26 protein-coding genes and 1 tRNA gene are annotated in these 25,652 nt (G+C 63.4%); 13 read left to right on the top strand and 14 right to left on the bottom strand.

The genetic code is table 11. The features are described from left to right. Window position 1 precedes the first annotated feature (1 nt). The 3 genes from AN189_RS08785 to AN189_RS08795 all read left to right on the top strand — a co-directional run bounded on the left by AN189_RS08785 (window position 2) and on the right by AN189_RS08795 (window position 3,436). Window positions 2-1,081, top strand: coding sequence for an endonuclease/exonuclease/phosphatase family protein (locus tag AN189_RS08785; RefSeq protein ID WP_056034116.1), 1,080 nt, complete (start codon window positions 2-4; stop codon window positions 1,079-1,081). A 67-nt stretch (window positions 1,082-1,148) separates the two neighbouring features. After that, window positions 1,149-2,969 (top strand): M3 family oligoendopeptidase, encoded by a 1,821-nt coding sequence (locus AN189_RS19485; protein ID WP_056034119.1) that lies wholly within the window; start codon window positions 1,149-1,151, stop codon window positions 2,967-2,969. After that, complete coding sequence (locus tag AN189_RS08795; protein WP_056034122.1) at window positions 2,966-3,436, top strand: GNAT family N-acetyltransferase; 471 nt, start codon at window positions 2,966-2,968, stop codon at window positions 3,434-3,436. Before AN189_RS19485 ends, AN189_RS08795 begins: the two co-directional genes overlap by 4 nt. Here AN189_RS08795 and AN189_RS08800 read toward each other — a convergent pair. From AN189_RS08800 to AN189_RS08830, 7 genes are all read right to left on the bottom strand, one after another. Further along, a complete protein-coding gene (locus AN189_RS08800; RefSeq protein WP_056034125.1) occupies window positions 3,433-4,116 on the bottom strand; it encodes an NAD(P)-dependent oxidoreductase in 684 nt (227 codons plus the stop codon). The genes AN189_RS08795 and AN189_RS08800 overlap by 4 nt on opposite strands. A gap of 44 nt (window positions 4,117-4,160) precedes the next feature. Then, window positions 4,161-5,126, bottom strand: a complete 966-nt coding sequence (locus tag AN189_RS08805) for a Gfo/Idh/MocA family protein (protein ID WP_056034128.1) — start codon at window positions 5,124-5,126, stop codon at window positions 4,161-4,163. A gap of 87 nt (window positions 5,127-5,213) precedes the next feature. Further along, on the bottom strand, window positions 5,214-6,110 hold the full coding sequence (gene rpoH / locus AN189_RS08810; RefSeq protein ID WP_056034130.1) for an RNA polymerase sigma factor RpoH: 897 nt from the start codon (window positions 6,108-6,110) through the stop codon (window positions 5,214-5,216). A 144-nt stretch (window positions 6,111-6,254) separates the two neighbouring features. Then, entirely contained in the window at window positions 6,255-7,286 is a 1,032-nt protein-coding gene (locus AN189_RS08815; RefSeq protein WP_056034134.1) for an RluA family pseudouridine synthase, read from the bottom strand. Window positions 7,287-7,332: 46 nt separating this feature from the next. Further along, entirely contained in the window at window positions 7,333-8,358 is a 1,026-nt protein-coding gene (locus tag AN189_RS08820) for an ABC transporter substrate-binding protein (protein ID WP_056034138.1), read from the bottom strand. After that, window positions 8,328-9,689 (bottom strand): sensor histidine kinase, encoded by a 1,362-nt coding sequence (locus tag AN189_RS08825; protein ID WP_056034141.1) that lies wholly within the window; start codon window positions 9,687-9,689, stop codon window positions 8,328-8,330. Before AN189_RS08825 ends, AN189_RS08820 begins: the two co-directional genes overlap by 31 nt. Then, window positions 9,686-10,351 (bottom strand): response regulator transcription factor, encoded by a 666-nt coding sequence (locus AN189_RS08830; RefSeq protein ID WP_056034145.1) that lies wholly within the window; start codon window positions 10,349-10,351, stop codon window positions 9,686-9,688. The genes AN189_RS08825 and AN189_RS08830 overlap by 4 nt, the downstream gene beginning before the upstream one ends. Before the next feature lie 122 nt (window positions 10,352-10,473). On the opposite strand from AN189_RS08830, the gene AN189_RS08835 reads away from it, so the two are divergent. Genes AN189_RS08835 through AN189_RS08855 form a run of 5 tightly spaced genes read left to right on the top strand, consistent with a single transcriptional unit; the run spans window position 10,474 to window position 15,015 of the window. Then, window positions 10,474-11,439 (top strand): tripartite tricarboxylate transporter substrate binding protein, encoded by a 966-nt coding sequence (locus tag AN189_RS08835; protein ID WP_056034149.1) that lies wholly within the window; start codon window positions 10,474-10,476, stop codon window positions 11,437-11,439. A gap of 1 nt (window position 11,440) precedes the next feature. After that, window positions 11,441-11,884, top strand: a complete 444-nt coding sequence (locus AN189_RS08840; RefSeq protein WP_056034151.1) for a tripartite tricarboxylate transporter TctB family protein — start codon at window positions 11,441-11,443, stop codon at window positions 11,882-11,884. Then, entirely contained in the window at window positions 11,884-13,395 is a 1,512-nt protein-coding gene (locus AN189_RS08845) for a tripartite tricarboxylate transporter permease (protein ID WP_056034154.1), read from the top strand. Before AN189_RS08840 ends, AN189_RS08845 begins: the two co-directional genes overlap by 1 nt. Next, window positions 13,388-14,719, top strand: a complete 1,332-nt coding sequence (locus tag AN189_RS08850) for an acyclic terpene utilization AtuA family protein (protein ID WP_056034157.1) — start codon at window positions 13,388-13,390, stop codon at window positions 14,717-14,719. Before AN189_RS08845 ends, AN189_RS08850 begins: the two co-directional genes overlap by 8 nt. Further along, on the top strand, window positions 14,716-15,015 hold the full coding sequence (locus AN189_RS08855; protein ID WP_056034160.1) for a DUF4387 family protein: 300 nt from the start codon (window positions 14,716-14,718) through the stop codon (window positions 15,013-15,015). Before AN189_RS08850 ends, AN189_RS08855 begins: the two co-directional genes overlap by 4 nt. A gap of 12 nt (window positions 15,016-15,027) precedes the next feature. Here AN189_RS08855 and AN189_RS08860 read toward each other — a convergent pair. Then, a tRNA-His gene (locus AN189_RS08860) sits at window positions 15,028-15,104 on the bottom strand. Window positions 15,105-15,187: 83 nt separating this feature from the next. Here AN189_RS08860 and AN189_RS08865 point away from each other — a divergent pair. Beyond that, window positions 15,188-15,379 (top strand): DUF6324 family protein, encoded by a 192-nt coding sequence (locus AN189_RS08865; protein ID WP_056034162.1) that lies wholly within the window; start codon window positions 15,188-15,190, stop codon window positions 15,377-15,379. 141 nt (window positions 15,380-15,520) lie between these two features. On the opposite strand, the gene AN189_RS08870 is transcribed toward AN189_RS08865, so the two are convergent. The 5 genes from AN189_RS08870 to AN189_RS08890 all read right to left on the bottom strand — a co-directional run bounded on the left by AN189_RS08870 (window position 15,521) and on the right by AN189_RS08890 (window position 19,276). After that, window positions 15,521-15,997, bottom strand: a complete 477-nt coding sequence (locus tag AN189_RS08870) for an MmcB family DNA repair protein (RefSeq protein ID WP_056034164.1) — start codon at window positions 15,995-15,997, stop codon at window positions 15,521-15,523. A 479-nt stretch (window positions 15,998-16,476) separates the two neighbouring features. Next, window positions 16,477-16,944, bottom strand: a complete 468-nt coding sequence (gene nusB, locus AN189_RS08875) for a transcription antitermination factor NusB (RefSeq protein WP_056034166.1) — start codon at window positions 16,942-16,944, stop codon at window positions 16,477-16,479. After that, on the bottom strand, window positions 16,941-17,468 hold the full coding sequence (locus AN189_RS08880; protein ID WP_056034169.1) for a 6,7-dimethyl-8-ribityllumazine synthase: 528 nt from the start codon (window positions 17,466-17,468) through the stop codon (window positions 16,941-16,943). Before AN189_RS08880 ends, nusB begins: the two co-directional genes overlap by 4 nt. Further along, window positions 17,468-18,598: a 3,4-dihydroxy-2-butanone-4-phosphate synthase gene (gene ribB / locus AN189_RS08885; RefSeq protein WP_056034171.1), complete on the bottom strand. Its 1,131-nt coding sequence runs from the start codon at window positions 18,596-18,598 to the stop codon at window positions 17,468-17,470. The genes AN189_RS08880 and ribB overlap by 1 nt, the downstream gene beginning before the upstream one ends. A gap of 72 nt (window positions 18,599-18,670) precedes the next feature. After that, entirely contained in the window at window positions 18,671-19,276 is a 606-nt protein-coding gene (locus AN189_RS08890) for a riboflavin synthase (RefSeq protein ID WP_056034174.1), read from the bottom strand. Window positions 19,277-19,425: 149 nt separating this feature from the next. Here AN189_RS08890 and AN189_RS08895 point away from each other — a divergent pair, with 149 nt between their 5' ends. The 3 genes from AN189_RS08895 (at window position 19,426) to AN189_RS08905 (ending at window position 24,094) form a co-directional block, all read left to right on the top strand. Further along, a complete protein-coding gene (locus tag AN189_RS08895; protein WP_056034335.1) occupies window positions 19,426-20,712 on the top strand; it encodes a capsule biosynthesis protein in 1,287 nt (428 codons plus the stop codon). A 289-nt stretch (window positions 20,713-21,001) separates the two neighbouring features. Further along, window positions 21,002-22,087, top strand: coding sequence for a polysaccharide biosynthesis/export family protein (locus AN189_RS08900; RefSeq protein WP_172794889.1), 1,086 nt, complete (start codon window positions 21,002-21,004; stop codon window positions 22,085-22,087). A gap of 3 nt (window positions 22,088-22,090) precedes the next feature. Beyond that, complete coding sequence (locus tag AN189_RS08905) at window positions 22,091-24,094, top strand: capsular polysaccharide biosynthesis protein (protein WP_056034178.1); 2,004 nt, start codon at window positions 22,091-22,093, stop codon at window positions 24,092-24,094. Between the two features lie 90 nt (window positions 24,095-24,184). Here the strand turns inward: AN189_RS08905 and AN189_RS08910 are convergent, their stop codons facing one another. Then, window positions 24,185-25,174, bottom strand: a complete 990-nt coding sequence (locus AN189_RS08910) for a PleD family two-component system response regulator (RefSeq protein WP_172794887.1) — start codon at window positions 25,172-25,174, stop codon at window positions 24,185-24,187. A 79-nt stretch (window positions 25,175-25,253) separates the two neighbouring features. Between AN189_RS08910 and AN189_RS08915 the strand changes: the two genes are divergently transcribed. After that, a partial coding sequence (locus AN189_RS08915; RefSeq protein ID WP_056034184.1) for a hypothetical protein occupies window positions 25,254-25,652 on the top strand: 399 nt, incomplete at its 3' end.

A 25,652-nucleotide genomic window follows, 5' to 3' on the forward strand; every position in this document is an offset into this window, starting at 1 on the left:
CATGCGTAAATTTCTGATCCGCGTGGTGGGAACCGTCCTGTTCGCGCTGTGCGCAGCCACGTTTCTGCCGTTGCTGACATTCGATACATGGTGGATCCGCTTTCTGGATTTCCCGCGCCTGCAATTCCTCGCCGGCCTGTTGGTCAGCCTGGCCCTGTTCGTGACACTGCGCCGCGCGCAACCATCCTGGGGCACGATCCTGACGCTCGCCGGAATCGCAGCCATCGGCCTGCAGGTTGCAAAGCTTTGGCCCTATCAGCCCCTGGCCACGAAGATGGTGGCCAGCGTCCTGCGTTGCGACGCCGACGACCGCCTGCGCGTGCTGGTGACCAACGTGCAGGTGGCCAACCGCAACGACGACAGCGTGCTGGATATGGTGCGCAGTCAGGACCCCGATGTTCTGGTGGTGCTGGAAACCTCGCCCTGGTGGGACAACGCGCTGGCACCGCTGGATGACCAGTTCGACCACATCGTGCGCGAACAACCCGAGTCCGCCTACTACGGGATGCATGTCTACAGCCGTCATCCGTTCACGCAGTCCGACATGACCTACCCGATGGGCGTCGATACCCCCATGTTCGACGGACAGATTGCGCATCCGACCATGCCGATCCATCTGCTGGGCGTGCATCCGCGCCCACCGCATCAGACCAACGGCGGACAGCCCTCTACCATGCGCGATGCAACCATCCTGCATGCCGCTACGCGTGCGCGCGAAACCAGCGCCGTCAGCGTGATCGCCGGCGATTTCAACCTCGCCCCGTGGGAAGATACCGCGCAGCGCGCGTTGCGGATCGGTGCCCTGCTGGACCCGCGTGCAGGACGCGGCCCGATGAACAGCTACATGGCTGACAGCGACCTGATGCGCTGGCCACTGGATCAGGTGCTGTGGCAATCCGGTCCCGGCCTGCTGGACATGACCGTGCTGCCATCCGTCGGATCGGACCATCACCCGGTGCGCGTCGATCTGTGCCTGTCACCGCTGGTGGACGCGCGCACCATCCCCCTTCAGGACGGCGATCTGGCCGCAGCACAGGACACATTCGACGCCGCCCGCGCCATCGCTGGCCCCGCCGAATAGGCCCCGGTGGGTTGAGTGCACCCGCCCGCAGTCCTATGTCTGTTGCAACAGCAAACAGGATAGCCCCATGACCGAGAACCGCACCTTTGACGCCGTGAATGAAACCGGCGGCAGCCCGATGGGCGACCTGCCCGAATGGGACCTGACGCACCTCTATCCGGCTACCGACAGTGCGGAAATCAAACGTGACCTCGACTGGCTCGAGGAGGCCTGCACCCGCTTTGCCGCTGATTTCGAAGGCAAACTGGCCGACCTCGACGCCGCTGGCCTGCTCGAGGCGGTGCAGCGCGATGAGAAAATCAACGAAATCGCGGGCCGCATCATGTCCTACGCGGGCCTGCGGTATTACCAGATCACGACCGACAACGACCGCGCCAAATTCATGGCTGACATGCAGGACCGCATCACGACATATACCACGCCGCTGGTGTTCTATGGTCTGGAATTCAACCGCCTGCCCGACGACCACCTCGACACGCTGCTGGCCCAGAACGAAGAACTGCGCCGCTACAAGCCCGTGTTCGACCGGATGCGCGCCATGCGCCCGCACCAATTGTCGGACGAGCTGGAAAAATTCCTGCACGACCAATCCACTGTCGGTGCTGCCGCATGGAACCGTCTGTTTGACGAAACCATGGCCGCGCTGACCTTTGTCGTGGACGCGGAAGAGCTGAGCCTTGAATCCACGCTGAACCTGCTGACTGACAGCGACCGGTCCAAGCGTGAAGCCGCGGCCATGGCGCTGTCGGAAGTTTTCGCGCAGAACGTCAAACTCTTTGCCCGCATTCACAATACGCTGGCAAAGGAAAAGGAAATCGAGGACCGCTGGCGCAAGATGCCGACCCCGCAAACGGGCCGCCACCTGTCCAACCATGTCGAACCAGAGGTCGTCGAGGCGTTGCGCAACGCCGTGGTCGCCGCCTACCCACGCCTGTCGCACCGGTATTACGCGCTGAAAGCGCGTTGGCTGGGGCTCGAACGCATGGAAACCTGGGACCGCAACGCGCCGCTCCCGCGGGACGAAGACCGTCTCGTCAGCTGGGACGAGGCACAGCAAACCGTGCTGGACGCCTACGCCGGGTTTTCGCCTGACATGGCCGACCTTGCCAGACCGTTCTTTACCGAAGGCTGGATCGACGCCGCCGTCAAACCCGGCAAGGCCCCCGGCGCATTCGCCCACCCCACCGTCACCACGGTGCACCCCTATGTGATGCTCAACTATCTGGGCAAACCGCGCGACGTGATGACGCTGGCCCACGAGTTGGGTCACGGCGTCCACCAGCGTCTGGCCGCAGGGCAAGGGGAACTGCTGTCATCCACCCCGCTGACACTGGCCGAAACCGCGTCCGTCTTTGGCGAAATGCTGACGTTCCGCAAACTGCTGGACGGTGCCAAAACCAAGGCAGAGCGCAAGGTGCTGCTGGCGGGCAAGGTCGAGGACATGATCAACACGGTCGTGCGCCAGATCGCGTTCTACGATTTCGAATGCAAACTGCACGCCGCGCGTGCTGGCGGCGAACTGACCCCTGACGACATCAACGCGCTGTGGATGTCCGTTCAGGCCGAATCCCTTGGCCCGGTGTTCGATTTCCACGAAGGCTATGAAACCTTCTGGTCCTACATCCCGCATTTCGTCCATTCGCCGTTCTACGTCTATGCCTATGCCTTTGGCGACGGGCTCGTGAACGCACTCTACGCTGTGTATGAGGAAGGCGATCCCGACTTTCAGGCGAAATACTTCGACATGCTCAAGGCGGGCGGGTCCAAACACCACAAGGAATTGCTGGAACCCTTCGGCCTCGACGCCTCTGACCCCGCATTCTGGGACAAGGGCCTGTCGATGATCGAATCCATGATCGACGAGCTTGAGGCGATGGAGGACGCGTGACCAGCGTTACCCTCACCCCCTTCACCGACGACCAGCGCGCCGCCGTCAGCGCGCTGGCCGTTGCCCCCGATCAGGTGCAATTCTCGGGCCAGCCCGCGCAGATGATCCAGCCACAGGACCGCATCGACGTGCATTTGATCCATGCGGATGCGACCCTCGTCGGCATGTTCCGCATCGACCATGATTTCGCCCGCGAACACCCGCAGGTGCCATCAGGTGCCTATGGGTTGCGCAGCATGATCGTAGATCAGCACCATCAGGGTCGCGGCATCGGCACCGCCATGATCCGCGCCCTGCCCGCCTATATGGCGCAGCACTATCCGGCGGCTGCGCAGATTTACCTGACCGTCAACCTGCGGAACCCCGGCGCGCGGCGCAGCTATCTCAACGGTGGTTTTACCGATACCGGCGAACATTACCTGGGCGGTGATGTCGGTCCGCAGCACATCCTGCGCATGGACCTTTAGCCCGTCATATCACGGATCACGGCAGCGACTGATGTGGCCTCTGCATCCTCTTGCCGGGCCAAGGCCGGGGTCTGCCGCGACCAACTGCCCGTTTCCGCCAGATGCAGCATGAAATGCGCCACATCCGCCATGCGCGTGCGCACCAGATGTTCCGGGATCACATCCGGCGTCACCACGTAATCCGCCGTCAGATCGCCCTGCATCAACCAGCCGGGACGCACGGCCGTCCAATCCACGCGCGATGCACGCAATTGCGCCTCCATCTCCTTCATCTGGTCGAGTACGTTGTGCAGCGCCGCCATCACCGGCACCTTGAAATAGATCGGCCCGCGGTTCTTGGATTCGACGAAACTGGCCGAAATCACGGCCAGACGGTCGACCCCGGCGGCCTGCATACCCGCCAGGATATTGCTGGTGCCACGCGTATAGAGTGGCGGCGGGTCCAGCAGGACCTTTGGCGCATTGCCCACCCCCAGACAGGAAAGAACCGCGTCACATCCCGCAAAGGCGCCCGACAGATCATCCTGCAGCACGTCGGCCTCGATGCAGGTCAGCCCTGCGCGCGCGGGCATGTCGGCGCAGTCCAGCTCGATCGCGGTCACCGCGTGACCCCTGTCCAACGCCTGATCCAGCACATGCTGCCCGACCGCGCCCTTGGCACCCAATACTGCCAGCTTCATCCATCGGCCCCCATCTTGTTCACGGGGCCCAACACCTGTGGCCCTCAGGGGTTCCTTGCCTTGTCGAACACCATGTCCATCATCGCCTGCGTGCCACGACTGAATTCCAGCGGGCAGGCGTAGTCCTCTTCGCCGCGCGCCGCCGCGCCAAAGGCTTCGACCTGCAACACGTAGTGGTTGGCGGCAGGCCAGCGCTCGACCTGCCGGGTGCCATTCCCCGTCTCCAGTGTCAGCTGCGCCACGTCATAGAGGTTGGCATTGAACGGCGCGGTCAGCGTCAGGTGCCCCGCATCCCCGTGAAAGGTAATGGACTGGCGTGGCTGCATCCGCATCGACACCACGGCACCATAGGTAAAGTCGCCGAAATCCGCCGCCACATGGGCAAACACGTCGACCCCGTTCTCGAACCGCACATCCGCATAGGTCACCCGCTGACAATCGGCCCCGGTCACGAACCGCGCCGCACCAAAGGTATAGACCCCGATATCAGGCAACCCCCCGCCACCGGTTTCCGGCCGGTTGCGAATATTGTCGACCGCTCCTGCGTTGTTATAGCTGAAAACCGCATCCACATGGGCCAGCTTGCCGATCGCGCCATCCTGCACCAGCGCACGCGCGCGCTGGAACTGGGGATGATGCACGATCATGAACGCCTCTGCCGCCAGCTTGCCCGCCTTGTCACGCGCCGCAATCACACGGTCGATCTCCTCCGCACGCAGCGCGATGGGCTTTTCGCACAGCACATGCTTGCCGGCGTCCAGCGCCTTGATCGTCCAGTCCACGTGCAGATGGTTCGGCAGCGGCACATAGACCGCATCAATACCCGGATCCGCCAACAGGGCGTCATAATCATCAAACACGCGCAACCCGGGCGCAAAGGCACTGAACCCGGCTGCCTTGGCCGGATCAGAGGTCGCAATCGCCACCAATTCCGCGCCTTTCGCCGCGTGGATGGCAGGTGCCATCCACTCCCGCGCAAATTTCGCAGCTCCCAATATGCCCCAACGCATCGCGCATCCTCCGCATCATCTTGCAAAAAAATACTCCCGCCGGAGGCATCCGACGGGAGTAACTCTTGTCCGACCCTAGCGAGGGGATCACACGTCCTCAAGCATTCCGCGTTCGGCCGCCAGTTCGCGCATGCGCTTTTGCAGCTTTTCGAACGCCCGAACCTCGATCTGGCGAATCCGTTCGCGGCTGACGTCATACTGGCTGGACAGGTCTTCCAGCGTGATGGTCTCGTCGTTCAGGCGACGCTGCATCAGGATGTCCTTTTCGCGGTCGTTCAGGACCTGCATCGCCTCGGCCAGCATCTCGCGGCGGCTTTCCAGCTCGTCACGTTCCGCGTAATCGCCGGCCTGATCCGCGTCCTCGTCTTCCAGCCAGTCCTGCCATTGCATCGTGCCCTCGCCCTCGGACCCGACCGTGGCGTTCAGCGAGGCATCGCCACCGGACATGCGGCGGTTCATCGACACGACCTCGTCCTCGGTCACACCCAGATCGGTTGCGATCCGCTTGACGTTCTCGGGACGCAGGTCGCCGTCTTCCAGCGCACCGATGCGGGATTTCGCCTTGCGCAGGTTGAAAAACAGCTTCTTTTGCGCCGAGGTCGTGCCAAGTTTCACCATCGACCATGACCGCAGGACGTATTCCTGAATGGCCGCGCGGATCCACCACATGGCATAGGTCGCCAGGCGAAACCCTTTTTCGGGGTCGAATTTCTTGACCGCCTGCATCAGGCCCACGTTCGCCTCGGAAATCACCTCGGCCTGCGGCAGACCGTACCCGCGATAGCCCATGGCGATCTTGGCCGCGAGCCGCAGGTGACTGGTCACCATCTTGTGTGCCGCCTCCGTATCGCCATCCTCGGCCCAGCGCTTGGCCAGCATGTATTCTTCTTCGGGTTCCAGCATCGGAAACTTGCGGATTTCCTGCATGTAGCGGTTCAAGCCCTGCTCTGGGCTCGGTGCCGGTAGGTTCTTGTAATCGCTCATTTTGACTTCCCCTGGCTGGCCAATGTATCAGGCCTTAACATGGATATGGGTCGCACGGTATCGTGTTGCAATCTCTTGGCTCTCACAAACCTAACATTTTCTAACCCGCCCGGTTCCCGTCGCATACCTGCAAAAATGCACAACTCAACCGCGATGATCCAGATTATTCACAAGTTCGATCATATCCTCGGGCAGCGGCGCCTCGAACGCCAGCGCATCACCGCTGACAGGATGAACAAAGCCCAGGGTCGCGGCATGCAGCGCCTGCCGGGGAAAATTGCGCGCCGCGGCGACGCCGGCCTCGCCCACCGATTTTGCCGACAGTTTCTGCCGACCACCATAGGTCGGATCACCGATCAACCCGTGGCCGCAATGGGCCATGTGCACCCTGATCTGATGGGTCCGGCCCGTTTCCAGCCAGCATTCGATCAGCGCGGCCGCAGCGGGTGTGCCCAGCGGTTGCACGATCCGCGCCCGCGTCACCGCATGGCGCCCCGTGCTAAAGGACACGGCCTGCCGCTGGCGATCGGTCTTGTGCCGCCCCAGGAACGTTTGCACCTTGAGGATGTTCGCCGCCTCGAAACTGGTGCCCTTGACCCCGCGCAGGCGCGGATCGCTGGCATCAGGCACCCCGAAACAGACGGCCAGATAGCGCCGCTCGACCGTGTGGGCCGCAAATTGCGCCGCAAGCCCCTGATGCGCCTTGTCGGATTTCGCAACCACCAGCAGACCGCTGGTATCCTTGTCGATGCGGTGCACGATGCCGGGTCGCTTCATGCCGCCGACGCCGGACAGATCATCGCCGCAGTGATGGATCAGCGCATTGACCAGGGTGCCGTCGGGGCTGCCGGGGGCCGGATGCACCACCATGCCCGCAGGCTTGTTCAGCACGATCAGGTCCGCGTCCTCGAACACCACGTCCAGCGCGATGTCCTGTGCTGTGATATGGCTTTCGCTGACGACGGGCGTCGTCACGACGATCTCTGCCCCCTCTGACAGGCGCTGGCGCGGGTTGGTCTCGACCACGCCATTAACGGTCACGGCCCCCTCGGCGATCAGCGCCCCCAGGCGCGAGCGCGACAGCGTCGCGTCCTGCGGCACATCGCGGGCGAGGGCCTTGTCCATCCGCGCGGGCGGATCGGACTGAATGACAAATCGGACGGTGGTTTGTGACATGGGGCGTCTCCTTGGTGCCGCGCCTTAGCGCTCTGCGCGCCGCTTGTCACGGCTGGACGACGGCCGCGGTCCATTCCGTCAGGAACTTCTGGCGCATCATCGGGTCGACATAGACCAGCAGGCCCGGGTCCAGCCGGATCGGACGCAACTGGGGCGCTGCGGTGATCGTGGTATCCGACACCGGCGGCAAACCTGCCTCGGCCAGCAGTGACTGCCCTTGCGGTGACAGCAGAAAGGTCAGAAATCCGGCACCGGCGGCAGGGTCCGTGCTGGTCACAGGCACCAGTGCCGTGCGCAGCAGGACATGGGTGAAATCGGCAGGCTGGATGACCACCATGCCGGGATCGGGTCGCGCTGCCGCATAGGACCCCAGCACGTTGTAGGCCAGCGCCAGCCGCCCCGATTGCACATCGTCGATCATCGCCGCACTGGCGGTATACAGCCTTGGGTGCAGGCTGCCCGCGACTTCTGACAGCCGCCAGGCACTGTCGGACTGCCGTGCATCCTGCGTGGCAAACAGATAGCCTGCCCCGGACCCGGCGGGATCATAGGTGCCGATGCGTCCGGCAAACCGGTCGGCATTGTCGCGCAGCAGCGCTACCAGATCGGCCCGGCTCTGCGGCAGCGGCAGGCCCGCGAAATCCGCGCGCCGCGCGATCATCACAACGGGTTCCTGCGCCACGGCGAACAGCCTGTCGCGCCAGCGCGCCCAGTCCGGCAGCACCGCACCGCCGTCAAAGGCCCGCGCCGCGCCGTCGTTGGCCAGCTTCATCTGCAAATCCATCGCCGATGAAATCACCAGATCGAATGGCGCGCCGTCGCGCGCGATAGCGGCATAGACCTGCTGGCTGTTGGCCACCGTATAACGCACGGCCAAATCAGGCCGGGTTTCCAGATATCCCGCGATCACGGGTGCGAAAACCGCGGCATCCGTCGTCGACAGCACCGACACGACCTGCGCGCCCGCACCAAAGGTCGCAACCTCCTCGATCTCGAACGCCAGCGCAGGGCGGGCGAACAGCCCCCCGATCAGGGTCAGTGTCAGCGCAAGGGCAAGTGCAAGGTCGCGCATGTGCCGCCTCCTGGTCTGGGTGAAATCGTGAATGTCCCGCCGCAGGCGCGTGCTGCGTCGCGGACGATGGACAGACCCAGCCCGGACCCCACCACATCGCCCACGTTGTCGCCCCGCGCAAAGCGTCCGGTCAGCGCCGCCGCACCGCCCCCGCCCAGCCCGCGCCCCCGGTCGCAGACCGTGACACAACCGTCAGGCGTCAATGCGACCTCGATATCCGTGTCGGCGGTTCCGTATTTCAGCGCGTTGTCCAGCAGGTTGCGCAACGCACTTTCCAGCAGCAGACGGTCCGCCGACAGCGGCACCGGGCCCACGGGCATGTCGAGAACGAATGCCATGTCGCGCATGTCGGCGGTCGGTGCCATCTGGCCCACCAGATCACGCAGCACGACCCTGAGGTCCAGCGCATCCTGGGTGGGCTGATCACTGCGGTAGATGACGCTTGCGTGGTCCAGCATCTGCCCCGTCGATCGCGCCGCATTGTCCACCGCGCGGATCACGTTGCGCAGGCTGGCCCGCGTCGCGTCATCCCTCGCCTGCCGCAAGGCCACCTCGGTCTGCATCCGTACCGTGGCCAATGGGGTACGCACATGATGGGCGGCTTCGGTGATAAAGGATTCGGTCCGGTCCAGCGCCGACCGCAGCCGCGCGATCAACCCGTTCAGCGCCGCCACCAGCGGCACCAATTCGCGCGGGACGGCGCGCCTGACGGGGCGCAGGTCCTGCGGTCCGCGTCGCCCCACGGCCAGTGCCAGATCATGCACCGGGGCCAGCACGGACCGCGCCGAAATCAGCGCCAGCACAGCCGCCAGCGCAAAGATGCCAAGGCCCAACCCCGCCGCCCGGTTCGCCATCTGCGCCGAAATCACCGCCTGCGCGGTGCGCGTCTGGCCCAGCAGCACCGTCACATCGACCCGGTTGCCATCCACCAGCACCGACCGGCCCACGGCCCCGATCCGCACCTGCGCGTCCTGGTAGGGGACCGTGTAAAACGCAGGTGTCAGCCCCGGCACAACATCAGGAAGCGGCAGGTCAGGATAGCCGGTGACCGTCTGATCCCCCACCAGGATGCGATAGAAAACCCGGTCTTCGCCCACAGCCCCCAGCATCGAAAACGCGGCATAGGGGATGTCCACGCTGATCCCGTCGGCACCGCCGCGCAATTCCTCGGCGATGACGACCGTTGCCGTGCCCAGGACCGAATCCTGCACGGTCTGGATCGCCGCACCCGCCACACCGCGCACCGCCAGATACAGCACCAGCGCCAGCAGGGCCGCCACGCCGATCCCCTGCAACAGCAACCGGCGCCGGATCGAGGCGGGCCGCCTCACCCTTGGGTCAACCGGTAGCCGACACCGCGCACCGTCTCGATCCGCGCTGCAGAACCCGATAGCTTCTTGCGCAAGCGCCCCACATAAACCTCGATCGCGTTGTCACTGACGGCCTCGGAGGCGGACAAGAGCCTGTCATGCAGATGTCCCTTGGAGAAAATGCGCCCGGGCCCCGCCATCAGGATTTCCAGCAGCCGCAGTTCGCGGTTGCGCAAGTCGCGCACGTCGCCCCCCACCGCCACGGTCCCACCCAGCGGGTCGAACACCAGATCGGCGTAGGTCACCTGTGTCTGCGCCGTTCCACCACGCCTGCGCAAAACCGCCCGCACGCGTGCCTCCAGTTCGGCGAAATCGAACGGCTTGGTCACATAATCGTCCGCGCCCGTGTCCAGCAGCGCCACGCGGTCGCTGACGCCCGCACGCGCCGTCATCACGATCACCGGCGTATCGCGCGGCACACGCCTGTGCGCGGCCAGAAAATCGCGCCCGTCACCATCGGGCAGCATGATATCCAGCAGGATCAGGTCATAGCTGGACACCGCCAGATGCGCCTCTGCGTCCGCCAGACTGCGCGCCCAGTCCACGCCGTGTCCGTCCAGCGTCAACCGATCCAGCACGGCCTGCCCCAGATCGGGCGTGTCTTCTACCAGCAAAAACCGCAAAAAGAATCCCTTTCTCTCGCACCGTGACAGGTTAGCGTCAGCTTGGGCGCAAACAAACCAGCCCTGCAAGGGTGTGCTGCGGGAGACAGCACATTCTCAAGCGACATAATGGGAGGAATACCATGTCAAAGACTCTGTTGCGCGCGCTGTCCAGCGCCGCTGTTCTGGCTGTCACGGCCACATCCGCATTCGCCGTTGAATGCATCGCACCCGCCAACCCCGGCGGTGGCTGGGACTTTACCTGCCGTCAGGTGGGCAAGATCATGTATGACATCGGTCAGGTTGCCGATCCCGTGCAGGTCACCAACCTTGCCGGTGCCGGTGGCGGTCTGGCCTTTTCCACCGTGGTCAACGAACGCAATAGCGATCCTGACCTGATGGTTGCCGCCTCCAGCGCGACAACGACCCGTCTGGCACAGAACGCCTTTGGCGGTGCAACCGCCGATCAGGTGCGTTTCGTGGGTGCAATCGGTGCTGATCCGGGCGTCATCGTCGTGGCAGCCGACAGCCCCTATCAGTCGTTGGGCGAACTGGTTGACGCGATCAAGGCCGATCCCGGTTCGGTCGCCTTTGCAGGCGGTTCGGCCGTCGGCGGTTTCGACCACCTCAAGCCGCTTCAGGTGCTCAAGGCCGCTGGCTTTGATGATATCACCAAGGTGCGCTATATCGGCGTTGACGGTGGTGCCGATGCGATCACCCAGACCGTCGGTGGCTTTACCCAGGCCATGACCGGCGACATGTCCGAAATCGTGGGCTTTATCCCCACCGGCGACATCCGCGTCCTGGCCGTGATGACCGACGAACGCGTCCCCGGCTTTGAGGATATTCCCACCGCCAAGGAACAGGGTTTCGACGTGCGCGCAGTGAACTGGCGCGGCATGTATGTGCCAAAGGACATCAGCGACGCGCGGTTCCAGGAATGGGCGGGCATGTTGCAGGCGGTGGCTGATTCCGCCGAATGGCAGCAGGCCATGGCCGACAACGGACTGGCACCGTTCACGCTGGTTGGTGACGAATTCCAGGCATGGGTTGACGGTGTCGTTGCCGAAACCGAGGCCCTGTCCCGCGAAATCGGTGTGATCCAGTAACATGACACGCCCATCAGACCGCATCTTTGGTCTGGTCGTGATCCTGGCGGCGCTCGCGTATATCGCGAGCGCCCTCCAGGTGCAGGCCAGTTTCCTGTCTGACCCCGTGGGTCCAAAGGCCTTTCCGATTGCTGTCGGGATCGTCGCCATCCTCTGCGCCGTCACCATGATCGCGCGCCCTGACGCAGAACCCGAATGGCCCGCCCTGCGCAGCACCCTGGCGATCGGCATCGCGATCGTCGTGCTGGTGATCTACGCCTATGCGCTCAAGCCGCTTGGCTTCTTGATCCCGACGGCCGTGGTCGCCGCGATCCTCAGCTACCAGATTTCCCCCAGCCCCAAGGTGTCGGTTCTGTCAGGCATCGGCCTGTCCATCGGCCTGTTCGTGCTGTTCCGTTTCGTGCTGGGCCTCAGCCTGTTCGGCTTTCCGCGAGGGTGGTTCTGATGGCTGATCTTCTTGCAAACCTGTCGCTGGGCTTTGGCATCGCGCTGTCGCCCTATACGCTGCTGCTGGCCATCATCGGCTGTTTCATCGGCACCATCGTCGGCGCGCTGCCGGGTCTTGGGCCTGCAAACGGCGTCGCAATCATGATCCCGATCACCTTTTCCATGGGTCTGGACGCCACCGGCGCGCTGATCCTGCTGACGGCGATCTACTACGGCGCGATGTACGGCGGGCGTATCAGCTCGATCCTGCTGAACATTCCCGGCGATGAACCCGCGATGATGACCACGCTGGACGGCTACCCGATGGCCAAGGCTGGCCGCGCGGGTGACGCGCTGGTGATTTCCGGTTTCGCCTCTTTTGTCGGTGCGTTCCTGGCCACGCTTGGCCTCGCGATTCTCGCTCCGGCGCTCAGCCGCATCGCCTATGAATTCGGCCCTGCCGAATACTTTGCCCTATACCTGCTGGCGTTTTGCACGCTGGGCGGCATCGCGTCCAACAACCAGGCCAAGGCGGCACTTGCCTCTTGTCTGGGCATCGGCATCGCGATGATCGGCCTTGATCCGAACTCTGGCCTGCCGCGCATGACGGGCGGCAACCTGCACCTGTATGACGGCATCGACTTTCTCGTGGCCATCGTCGGCCTGTTCGCCGTGTCCGAAGTGTTCTTTTTCATCGAGAGCAAGGGCAAGAGCGGTGCCGCGGGCATCAAGCTGCGCGGCCGCGTCACGGTCCCATGGGCTGAGATCTGGACCACCCGCTGGACCATGATCCGCTGTTCTGTCGTGGGCTTTATCGCGGGTGTCCTGCCCGGCGCGGGGGCCTCACTCGGCAGCTTCATGACCTACATGATGGAGAAAAGCATCGCCGGCGAAAAAGGCAAATTCGGAACAGGCGTCGCCAAGGGCATCGCCGCACCAGAGGTCGGCAACAACGCCGCCGCCGGTGGCGCGCTCGTGCCGATGCTGACGCTGGGCGTGCCCGGGTCCGGCACCACCGCCGTGTTGCTGGCCGTGCTGGTCACGCTGAACATCACACCCGGTCCGACGCTGTTCGTCGAACGCCCCGACGTGGTCTGGTCACTGATTGCATCCCTGCTGATCGCAAACTTCGTCCTGCTCGCCATGAACGTGCCGATGGTCAAGGTCTTCGTCAAAGTGCTCGAAGTGCCCCCCGCCATCCTCATGCCGGGCGTCACCATGGTCAGCTTTGTCGGTATCTACTCGCTGACGGGCAGCTATTTCGACCTGCTGCTGGTCGTGCTGTTCGGTGTGCTGGGCTACGTCTTGCGCAAACTTGACATCCCCACCGTGCCGGTCATCCTCGGCATCCTGCTGGGATCAAAGATGGAAAAGCAATTGCGCGATGCCATGGTGCTGTCTGACGGCGACTGGACCTATCTGTTCTCGTCCACGATCTCGAGCGTGCTGATCGTGGCGGCCATCGTGGGGTTCATTCTGCCGATCTTCTTGCGGGGGCGGATTCGCAAACCGCAGCGCGTCAGTGACTAGGATCCTGATCCCCTCCGGGGCCCTCGGGCTTGGATACGATCAGATTGCACTTGATCGGGGCGTCGCCGCACGCCCCGATCTCATTGCCATCGACGGCGGATCGACCGACAGCGGCCCCAGCTATCTGGGCCGCGGCCTGTCCAAATACACCCGCGCCGGGACCAAGGCGGAATGGGCCGGCCTGATCCGCGCCCGCCAGGCCGCCGGTTGCCCGCTGGTCATCGGCACCGCAGGCACCTGCGGCACCGACAGCACCGTCGACTGGCTGGTCGACATCACCCACGAAATTCTGACCGAAGAAGGCCTGACCGCAAAAATCGCCACGCTGAAATGCGAACAGGACCCGGCACAGATCGCAAGAGCCGCGCTGACCGCCCTGCCCGGCGCTCCGGATGTTGACCCGGACACCATCGCAAGTTGCACGCATATCGTGGCGCTGGCCGGGGCCGAACAGATCATGGCCGCCCTCGACACAGGTGCCGACATCATCATCGCGGGCCGCACCACCGACACGGCGATCATCGCGGCCCTGCCCTTGCAGCGTGGCGATCACGCGGGTGCTGTCTGGCACGGGGCCAAGGTCGGCGAATGCGGCGCACTATGTGCCACCAACCCGCAATCGGGCGTCCTGCTTCTGGACACTGATGCAACCGGTTTTACGGTCACGCCACTTGCCGACGGTGCGCGCGCCACGCCGCACACCGTGTCGGCCCATATGCTGTATGAAAACTCCGACCCGTTCATCCTGCACGAGCCGGGCGGTTATCTTGACGTGACCGACGCGACCTACACGGCCCTTGATGACAGGTCCGTCCGTGTGACAGGTGCCGAATGGCACATAGCCGACGCCTATACGGTCAAGCTGGAGGGCGCGCGCATCGCAGGCTACCAGACCGTGGCCCTCGTCACGATCCGCGACCCGCATTACGTCGCCAATGCCGCGGCATGGTGCGACGACATCCTGCAAAAACACGCAGCCAAGGTCACCGCCCGCATGGGACCGCAGGACTACGATTGCCAGCTGCGCATCATCGGCCAGACCGCGACCCTCGGGGCACTGGATCACAGCCCCGCACCGGCGTCAGAGGTCGGCGTGCTGGCCATCGTCACCGCCGCCGATCAGGCCACAGCCCATGACATCGCCAAATTGCTGAACCCCTACCTGCTGCACCATCCCCTGACCCGGGACGAGGAACAGCCGACCTTCGCTTTCCCCTTTTCGCCACCCGAAATCGACAAGGGTGCCGCCTATGCCTTTGTGCTGCATCACGTCATGACGCTCAGGGACCCGATGGATGCCTTCAGGCTGGAGGTGCTCGCGTGATCGTCCGTGACGTGGTGACCAAGGTCCGGTCCAAGAACGCAGGTCCCTTCTGGCTGACCATCGACATTTTCTGCGGCACGCCCGATGCTTTTGCCCGCATCCGCGACGGGTTGTCCACGGACCGGGTGGCCACAGCCCTCGCCACCGATCCGGCCACCATCAAACGCTTTGATATCGCGCCGCTTCACGTCGTGAAATTCTCGCTGCCCCGCCCCACGGTCCAGGGCGCGCTGGACGACCGCGACATGCACGGCGCAGGCTGGGCCCCGCTCATCGCGGAACTCGATCTGAACTGAATGGGGGGGGGATGGTACCACGTCCTGGTCTCGAACCAGGGACCTCTTGATCCACAATCAAGCGCTCTAACCAACTGAGCTAACGCGGCACTGCGGGCGATTTACCGCCCCGCGAACCTGATTGCAAGTCCCGAAAACCTCGCCTAAACCCGTTCCAACCAAGGAGGCATCGATGGGTATCAACGACGAACGCGACGTCGAGGCGAACATGCAGATCGGCCCGACCGAACTGGGGATGGTCCGCCTGTTCGTCAGCGCAGGCAACACCGAAATCCCGATGGATTTCGACCCCGAAGAAGCCGAGGAAATCGCCGAGGAAATCCGCGCCGCAGCCGCAGCCGCCCGCGCCGTCAAACCGCGCTGAGGGTGGTCAGGCGCGTCGCTGTCGCCTGACCGGAACCAGTTCGAGCGCGAAACGCCCGTACCTTCTTCTGGTCAAAAATATCCGCCCCGCCGGCGAGGCGCCCCGCAACCTCAATCCGCGAGACGCATCCCGACCGGGAACCTACGCCGCCCCGAACCCGCTGACAAACCCCGGATCACGCGCGGCCTGCGCGCGCATGGCGGCGTGGCGCGCGAATTTCTGCACCATCACCTTGCGTCGCGCCGGGGCCAGCCGCGTCTCTAGCCCCATGCGCACGATCTCCGCGTCATAGCCGTCGGCGATGATCAGCCCCGTGTCGTCAGGCAACAGGTCCGTATCGAAATCAGGCCCGACCGCCCAGAAAAACCGGTCGCACCAGTCCAGATAGCCCTGCCATTTGCCATCGGACATGAAATCGGCACGACTCGATTTGCATTCCACGATCCAGATTTCGCCCTTGGGGCCCAATGCCATCACATCGACCCGCAGACCGGATGTCGGCACCAGTTCCTCGACGGTGACAAAATCATGACTGCGCATGTGCCGCGACACACCACGCGCCAAAACCTGCCCCGGCATGAGGGCGGATGCGCTTTGAGAGAAGACATCTTCAGGCATGCACCGTATATGAACAAAAGGTAAACATCGGTCAACCCGCGACCGATTTTCGCAGCATCCCCCCTTGCCGCACCCCCTGCCCCATCATAGCTAAGGATCAGGCGGGTTTCTGCTCTTCCCGTGCGCATGGGGGCTACATTCCAGTGGCCTTAAGCAAATCCGAGGGCGCTGGCTCTGTTCGGACCCTGGTCCGGTTAACCGGTGCCCACCTGTACATACAGGTCCTCGGGAATAAGCCCTCGCACGGTCGCTGCGGTTCCCGCCACAAAAGCCCCGGCTTTTGTGGCGCGTGCGCAAAGCCGTCTTGCGCAGCAAGATCGGCAGCGGCACCAACCCGATACCTGTGACCGTCACCGGAAGCGGCACTCACCCGATCCCCGTCACCCATCAGCGACAACGCACCACACCAATGCAGCCCACGCCCGGGGCGCAGCCCCGAAAAGGGGTGGGCGGGCGGGCACCGCCCCCACCCCGGTCGATCAGAACCCGTCGGGCAGCAATTCGTGCGCCATGTGGTCCAGCACGGCATTGGTGAACCGCGGCTCTTTCGTTTCGGGAAAGAACGCCCCTGCAACGTCGACGAATTCCTTGATCACAACGCGCGGCGGTGTGTCACCGATGATCAACTCTGCACCGGCGGCACGAAACAGCGCCCGCAATGTGGGGTCGATCCGACCCAGCGGCCATTTCGCGACCAAGGCGCGGTCGGTCAGCTGGTCGATGCGGGCCTGTTCGTCAACGGCCTTTTCGATCAACGCGCGGAACGTATCCACATCACCTTCGAGCATTTCGATATCGTCACGAACCTCGCCAAAGCGGTGATCCTCGAATTCCACGATCACGCGGTCGACGGTCTGGCCAATCGCTTCCATCTGGAACAGCGCCTGAACGGCATAGAGACGCGCTGCCGATTTCATCTTGCGGCGCTGGTTGTTGGACAGGGTCATACGGTCTCGCCGCCTTTTGCGAATGTTGTCGGCGCGAATCCCACACCGGTTTCGCGCGCGCCCCATTTGCGCGTCAATGCGATCAGATGCAACGCCGCCGCAGCGGCACCGCCGCCCTTGTTCTGGCCGTCAGCCTGCGCACGCACTGCGGCCTGTTCGTAATTCTCGACCGTCAGGATGCCGTTGCCGATGCACAGCCCCTGCAACCCCAGCAACGTCAACCCGCGCGAGCTGTCATTGCAGACGGTGTCGTAATGCGTGGTCTCGCCACGGATCACACAGCCCAACGCCACATAGCCGTGGTAATCGCCCATCCTTTCCGCAATCCCAATCGCGCTGGGAATTTCCAGCGCGCCGGGCACTTGCACGACCTCGACCTCGGCGCCGGCCGTCTCGGCCACAGCACGGGCACCGGCCACCTGCTGGTCAAAGATATCCTTGTAATAGGGCGATGCGACGATCAGCAGCCGAACCGGATCGGTAAATTCCGGCAAGGGCATTTCAAAATGGGATACTCCGGCCATCAGCCAATCTCCGATATCTTGCGGGTGCCGACGATTTCCAGACCATAGGCATCAAGGCCCACGACCTTGGGCTGCGGCGAATTCGTCAGCAGTTCGATCTTGTGCAGGCCCAGCGACGACAGGATCTGCGCCCCCAACCCGTATTGCCGCAGGGTCTGGGGCGACACCTCGTCGTCGGCCACCAGTTTCATGTGCAGGTCGCGCAACAGGACCAGCACACCGCGTCCTTCGGCGGCGATCAGTTCCATCGCATCGCCGAATTCGTTGCGACGACCACGCGGGCCGGCACCGACAACGTCCAGCATCGGGTCCAGCGCATGCATCCGCACCAGCACGGGTTCAGCGCTGTCCACGCAGCCCTTGACCAGCGCGATATGCTCGGCACCCTGGGTTTCGTCGGTGTAGATTTTCAACTGCCATTCACCGCCGAATTCCGACGTGAACGTGCTTTCGTCGCGCAACCGCACCAGGTTGTCATGACGGCGGCGATAGGAAATCAGGTCGCTGATGGTGCCGATCTTGAGGCCGTGAAACTGCGCAAAGGCCACAAGATCGGGCAGACGCGCCATTTCGCCATCGTCTTTCATGATCTCGCAGATCACGCCGGACGGGTTCAGACCGGCAAGCCTCGCGATATCGACGGCGGCCTCTGTGTGACCTGCGCGGACCAGCACGCCGCCTTCGCGGGCGCGCAACGGAAACACGTGGCCGGGTGTGGCGATATCGGCCGCCCCCTTGGATGCGTCGATGGCGACCGACACGGTGCGGGCACGGTCATGGGCGCTGATGCCGGTGGTGACACCTTCGCGGGCCTCGATCGAGGTGGTGAACGCCGTCTCGTGGCGCGAAGAATTGTTGGTCGACATCAGTTGCAGACCCAGCGCGTCGATCCGTGCGCCGGGCAGCGACAGACAGATCAGGCCACGGCCATGAGTCGCCATGAAATTGATCGCGTCCGGCGTTGCCATCTGCGCGGGGATCACCAGATCCCCCTCGTTTTCGCGGTCCTCGTGGTCGACCAGCACGAACATGCGTCCGTTGCGGGCGTCCTCGATGATATCCTCGATCGGACTGATGGCGTCTTTCCAGTTCACTTCGACTGGTCCGGGCGTCTCAAAGGCTTGCGTCATGGTCTGGTCCTCATGCTTGTGCCGGACCTAGCCCAAGGCCGCCCAAAGGGAAAGACCGCTGAAGCCCGCAGGTCAGCCTTCGTAATCGCGCAGTCGTGCGACATAGCGCGCCATGGTGTCGATTTCGAGGTTGATCGCGTCCCCGATCCGGCTGTCGCCCCAGGTCGTCACCTGCTTGGTGTGGGGAATGAGGTTCACACCAAAGGTCTGGCCATCCACCTCGTTCACGGTCAGCGAGGTGCCGTTCAGCGCCACGGATCCCTTGGGCGCGATGAAACGCGCCAGATCACCCGGCGCGCGGAATGTCATGCGGGTGCTGTCGCCCTCGTCGCGCATCTCGATCAGTTCGGCGACACCGTCGACATGGCCCGATACGATGTGTCCGCCCAATTCGTCCCCGACCTTGAGCGCGCGTTCCAGGTTCAGCCGTTGACCGACCGCCCAACCGTTGCGACCGATGGCCGTCATGTTCACGGTTTCCGCGCTGATCTGCACGTCGAACCAGCCGCGCGGGTCCTGCCCCTTGGCCACGACGGTCAGACAGACGCCCTCGCAAGCGATAGAGGCACCGATGTCGATACCGTCCACATCATAGCTGGTGGCGATTCGCGCCTTCAGGTCGCCTTCTTGTGCGACGGACAAAACCTCGCCGATGTCGGTGACGATACCTGTGAACATTGCGGATCTCCTTCACGCTTGCGCCAGCAGGTAAAGCGGTACACCCCATGTTTCAAGCATCTGACACGGGTCCGGTCCAACCCGGCCCCAATTATGCCTTGTCTGCGTCGTAGGGGTTACCTTAACTCGGATGGATGCAATTGACTTCGATGACTGACCCCAGCGCCCGACGCTTCTTGTTTTTGCAAGGTCCGCACGGCCCGTTCCTGTACCGGCTGGCAAAGATGCTGCGCGCGGCGGGTGCGCATGTGTCGCGGGTGGGGTTCAATGCGGGCGACCGGGCGTTCTGGTTCGGTGCACCCGGCTACATCGCGTTTCGTGGCAAGCCAGAGGACTGGACCGATACGTTCCGTGACATCGTCGTGACCGGCGGGATCACGGATATCGTCCTGTACGGCGACACCCGCCCGATCCATGCGACCGCGGTCGAAATCGCCCGCAAGATGGGTCTGCGCATCCACGTCTTTGAAGAAGGCTACATGCGGCCCTATTGGGTAACCTATGAGCGCGGCGGCACCAACGGTCATTCACGGCTGATGAAAATGGATGTGGCCGACATGCAGGCCGCACTGGCCCGGTCCGACCTCGAGGTGCCGACGCCGCCTGCGCACTGGGGCGACATGCTGCACCATGTGTTCTACGGGGCGCTGTATCATTGGTTCGTGATGTTCCGGAACAGTGATTACCGCAATTTCGCCCGGCACCGCGACCTGCCCGTGGCGACCGAGGCCGCACTCTATACCAAACGGCTGATCCTGATGCCGCTGATCGCGTTGGACCGCCGGATCGCCACGCTGCGCATCCGCTACGGCGGATTTCCCTATCACCTCGTGCTGTTGCAGCTGGAACATGACGCCAGTTTCCAACAACATTCGCCATTTACCCGGATGGAAGAATTCCTGAGCGTCGTCATGGAAGGCTTTGCCAAGGCGACACCGCGCCACCATCATCTGGTGTTCAAGGCGCATCCGCTGGACAATGAACGCAGCCCCACGAAACGGATCATACGGCGGCTGGCCAAACAGCATGGCGTCAGCGCGCGGGTGCATTTCGTGCGCGGCGGCAAGCTGGCGAAGCTGCTGGATCATGCCCGCACGGCCGTGACCGTCAATTCGACGGCCGCCCAACAGGTGTTGTGGCGCGGTATCCCACTCAAGGTGTTTGGGGCCGCCGTCTATAACAAGCCGGAATTCGTGTCGGACCAACCCTTGCCGGAATTCTTTGCCAGTCCGGATCGTCCCGACAGCCGCGCCTACAAGGACTATCGCCGGTTCCTGCTGGAAACGAGCCAGGTGCCCGGCGGGTTTTATTCCGCACGCGGCCGGCGCCAGCTGATGCGGCAGGTCGTTGACATGATGCTGGCCGATGACGACCCCTATGACACGCTCGCATCCGGCAAAAACCCGCCGCGCCAGCCGCTGCGCATCGTCAGCTAGAATATATCACGAAACGATGATGTTTCGCATGCGAAACATATTATGTCATATTTAACAGTAATTTAACTACTGTGCCCGATGGCTGCACCCTGCGTCTAGTGCGAGTTGTCGCGGCAACATGGCAACAGTCTTTTATGGCCCGATTCCCATCAGCGACGCGGCAACTTTCTTTTTGACCCTCTCTGCCCTACGATAAAAAGAAAAATTCCGAGGCAGAACAATAACAGGTCGAGGAGACCGAGCCGTGACATCCCTGACTGTACGCCTGTCAAAAGGCGTGGCCCTGATCATGATCCTGGGCCTGATTTCGGCGTGCGCCCTGCCGCGCGTCGGCCCAAACAAACAAGAAATCTTTGCCGGGTCCGTCCTGCGCGAAGGTGATTCATTCGTGCTGACCGTCGATGACCGCATCAATGCCATCGCAGCCGTGGCCCCCGCGCTGGGGTTTTCTGCGGGTTTCCTGAACGCGGGCGTCATCGGGTCCGACACGATCCGGCCCGGCGATACGCTGGGTCTGACGATTTTTGAGAACGTGGATGATGGTCTGATCGTACCCCAAGGTGCCAATTCCACCCTGCTGGAAGAAGTGCAGGTTGACGGCGACGGCTTCATCTTTGTCCCCTATGCAGGCCGCATCCGTGCCGCGGGCAACACACCAGAGGCCATCCGCCGGATCATTACCGAACGGCTGGGCGATCAGACACCCGACCCGCAGGTGCAGGTGCGCAGGCTGGCGGGCGACGGGGCAACCGTATCCGTGGCCGGTGCCGTCAACGCGCAGGGCGTCTATCCGATCGAACGTCCGACCCGCACGTTGATTTCGATGCTGGCGGCAGCGGGCGGCGTGTCGATCAACCCCGAAATTGCGCGGGTCAAAATCCAGCGCGGCAGCCACACGGCCGAGATTTTCTATGACGATCTGTATGACAGCCCGCGCAATGACGTGGCGCTGCGCGGCGGCGACAACATCATCGTGAATGCCGATACCCGGTCCTTTACCGCGCTGGGGGCCACCGGCAGCCAGGAACGGGTCCAGTTCGAGACCAAGACGATTTCCGCCATCGAAGCCATCGCAACAGTGGGCGGCCTGTCGTCGCTGACCGCCGATCCCACGGGCGTTTTCGTGTTCCGCACCGAACCAGAGGCGATTGCAGAACAGCTGGTCGGTCTGGACGTGACCGGACCGCAGCGGGTCGTCTATGTGCTGGACCTGACGCAGCCCAATGGCATGTTCACCGCGCGTGAATTCGCCATCCGCGACGGCGACACGGTCTATGTGACCGAAGCGCCCTTTGTCCGGTTCGACAAGACGGTCGCCGCCATCACCGGGTCGCTGTCCGCGACATCGGCGCTGACGAATGCCTCTGGCCTGTAAGCCATGATTGATCTGCCCACGGGCCAGGCCGCCGCAGGGGAAACCTTGCGGCGGCTTTATGTTTACAACGGGGGGTTTCTGACCCAGTCGCGGGTGCGGCGCATTCTGGGCCTCGCTGGATGGGATATCCGGCTGGGCATGCCCGGCACCGGCGACCACGTGGGCGTCTGGGGCCATGCGCCGACCGCCCCGCGCGGCGAGGCAGTGGCCGCCCGGCGCGAAACCCCCGTGGTGCGGGTCGAGGACGCATTCTTGCGGTCCGTCAGGCCCGGACGGGACGGCGACCTACCGCTGGGTCTGACGGTGGATCTGCGCGGCATGCACTATGACCCTGCACAGCCATCCGATCTGGAAATGCTGCTGCGGGACAATCCCCTGGACGACAACGTTCTCTTGACCCGCGCCCGCGACTGCATGGACCGGATCGCCCGCGCGCGATTGTCCAAATACAACATCCACGACCCGGACCTGCCGGTGCCCGACCCGGGCTATGTCCTGGTAATCGACCAGACCAAGGGCGATGCCGCCGTCACCGCAGGCGGTGCCGACAGCAACACCTTTCGCGAGATGCTGTTCTATGCCCAGACCGAACATCCCGCCGCGCGCATCGTGATCAAGACCCACCCCGAAACCGCGCAGGGCCATCGCGACGGCTATTTCAGGGCGGCGGATCAGACCGACAGGATCACGCTGCTGGATGCGCCTTTGTGTCCCCACGCGCTGATGCAGGGGGCCATCGCCGTCTATACCGTGTCCTCGCACATGGGGTTCGAGGCGATCATGGCAGGCCACAGGCCGGTGGTGTTCGGACAGCCGTTCTACATCGGATGGGGCCTGACGGATGATCGCGCGCCACTGGACCGCAGGCAACGCAGGCTGACGCGCGCCCAGCTCTTTGCGGGTGCGATGATCCTGTATCCACTGTGGTTTGATCCCTATCGCGACCGGCTGTGCCAGATCGAGGATGTGATCGACGCCCTGGCAGCACAGGCCCGCGCCTGGCGCGAAGATCGCCACGGCTGGCTGGCCCATGGCATGAGCACATGGAAACGCGCGCCGTTGCAGCGGGTCTTTGGTCAGGTGCACAAGGTCCGGTTTTCCGGCCCGCCCGACGGTCGCCGGCAAATGATCTGGGCGTCAAAGGCCACGACGGATAGCGAGCATGTGCGGGTCGAGGACGGTTTCTTGCGCTCGCGCGGTCTGGGGGCGGACCTCATTCCGCCGCTCAGCCTCGTGCTGGACGATCTGGGGATCTATTATGACCCGTCGCGGCCCAGCAGGCTTGAGACGCTGATCACTGCGGCCCCTGCCCTGCCCGATCACGCCCGCGCCCGTGCGCGCCGGCTGATGGCAACGCTCACCCGGAACAAATTGACGAAATACAATCTGGGCGGAGGTGACGTGCCGGACCTGCCCCAAGGGCGGCGCATCCTAGTGCCCGGTCAGGTCGCTGACGACGCCTCGGTGCGGCTGGGGGCGTCAGAGGTGGCGACCAATGGCGATCTGCTGCGGGCAGCACGTGCTGCAAATCCTGCCGCGGTGATCCTGTACAAACCGCATCCGGACGTGGTCGCGGGGCTGCGCGACGGCGCGGTGCCTGACGCGGGCAATTGGGCCGATGCGATCATCGACCTGGACGCCGCTGCGGCCATCGACCTTGTGGACGAGGTCTGGACCATGACATCCGGTATCGGGTTCGAGGCCTTGCTGCGGGGCAAGCGGGTGACCTGTCTGGGCCAGCCGTTCTATGCGGGTTGGGGCCTGACCGACGATCGGGCCATGCCGATCCTGCGCCGCGCCGCGACCCCGACACTGGAAGAAATGGTGCACGCGGTGCTGATCGACTATCCGCGCTATTTCGACCCGGTCACCGGGCTCGCTTGCCCTGTAGAGGTCGCAGCCGCCCGCCTGCGGGACGGCAAATTACCCCATCCAGGCTGGCGCAACCGGGCGCTGGCCAAGTTGCAAGGCCACTTTGCGGGATTTGCCTGGATCTGGCGGCGGTAGCCTGATCGGTGGCAAGGCGCTCTCGGACAGGGTGTCCCCTGTCCGATCTGTCCCGGCACAACCGGGCAAAGGTTGCGATCCGGCCTTGGGTCAGGCGCATAGAACCTGCGTGCGTTCGCGCGCGCGCGCCAGGCTTTCGTCGATGCTGCCAAAGTCGCCCGCCGGGCTGCGGAACACGCGTCCGATCGCGATCTCGATCGCATGCAGGCCGGTCGATCCGTGGCGAAGTCCCTGTCGTGACATCTCTTTTTTCACGCGAAACGCGACTTCATCAGGGAATCCCGGTTTGCCGGCTGTCGTCTTGATCACCAGAAAACAGCCCGACCCGGCATAGGTGAAATGACAACTCTCGCCAATCAGCGCGGTCGACAGAACGCTGCTCATCCGGGTGAGCACGGCGACAAATTCCTGCGCGGACACGTTTTCATACATGTCGGATGCATTGCTGACCTTGACTGACACGACACCGCCATGCCGGAACTGACTGCGTTCCATCCGGTCTATGAAATTCCGGAACGTCGGCTGATCCAGATAACCCGGCGTGTTTTCAAAACTGACAGGATCCTCGAATTGCAGGCGGAATGGCCCGGACTGACGCTGACATGCCGAGGCGATCTGGCGCACAAGCCGGTCTGCCGACATGATCTGTTGACTGAGCCGCGCCGCTGAATCGATCCGATTCATCAGATCATCAATCTGAAACGGCTTGGTGATATAGTCGTTTGCCCCGGCAGAGAACGCGGTTTCAATGTATTTTCTGTCCGACATCGCCGTCAGCATGATGATCGGCGTCCTGGCGTAGGCCTGATTTTTCCGGATTTCCGCACAAAGTGCGACACCGTCCATGTCGGGCATCTGGATATCCAGAAGCAGGCAACCGAACGGATCCCTTGCGGATTTCATCATCGCGAGCGCCTCTGTCCCGGACCGCGCAGAAGCCACGTTTTCAAACCCGAGGGCACCCAACGCCATGGTCAGGAAATCGATCAGAACCGGTTCATCATCGACCACCAGTATCTTCATCTGGTAATTGCTCTTGCAGCGTGCGCTGACCTCATCCTGAAACATAGAAGTCTCCATTCTGACCACCTTTTCACGCCATGGTTGCAGCATCCGTGGCAAATATGTTCAAATTTTGGCAAGATTGTGGAACACGAGGGTGAAGCCCATTGTACTGCAGCAGCCTGCAGCGAACGGATCAAGCGGGCAGATGTCGCCCCAGACCTTCAAGACATGGGCGACCGGGTTGCAGCCTGCGTCGTATCAGCGGCGGAAGTCGGCGGGTCTCACCTACGCGAACGGATGTTCATTCTGGCCCACGCCGACCTATCTGATGGGCGGGAATCGGACGAGCATCCGGGTCGGGCCGGGTCACTTTCAGTTCATCGCGGACCAGAACCAGAAGGGGTCGCAGGTCGGCCTGATCATGGCCGCCCGGTGCTGGATCATGATGTGGGACCTGTTGCGCGCGACGGGCTGGACGCCAGGACCGCTCGTCTCTTCCCCCCGATGCCAGGTGACTTTGCGCACCAAGGCGCTGCACTCCAAGGAGGCGCTG

The organism is Loktanella sp. 3ANDIMAR09, from assembly GCF_001420005.1.
GTDB lineage: Bacteria > Pseudomonadota > Alphaproteobacteria > Rhodobacterales > Rhodobacteraceae > Loktanella.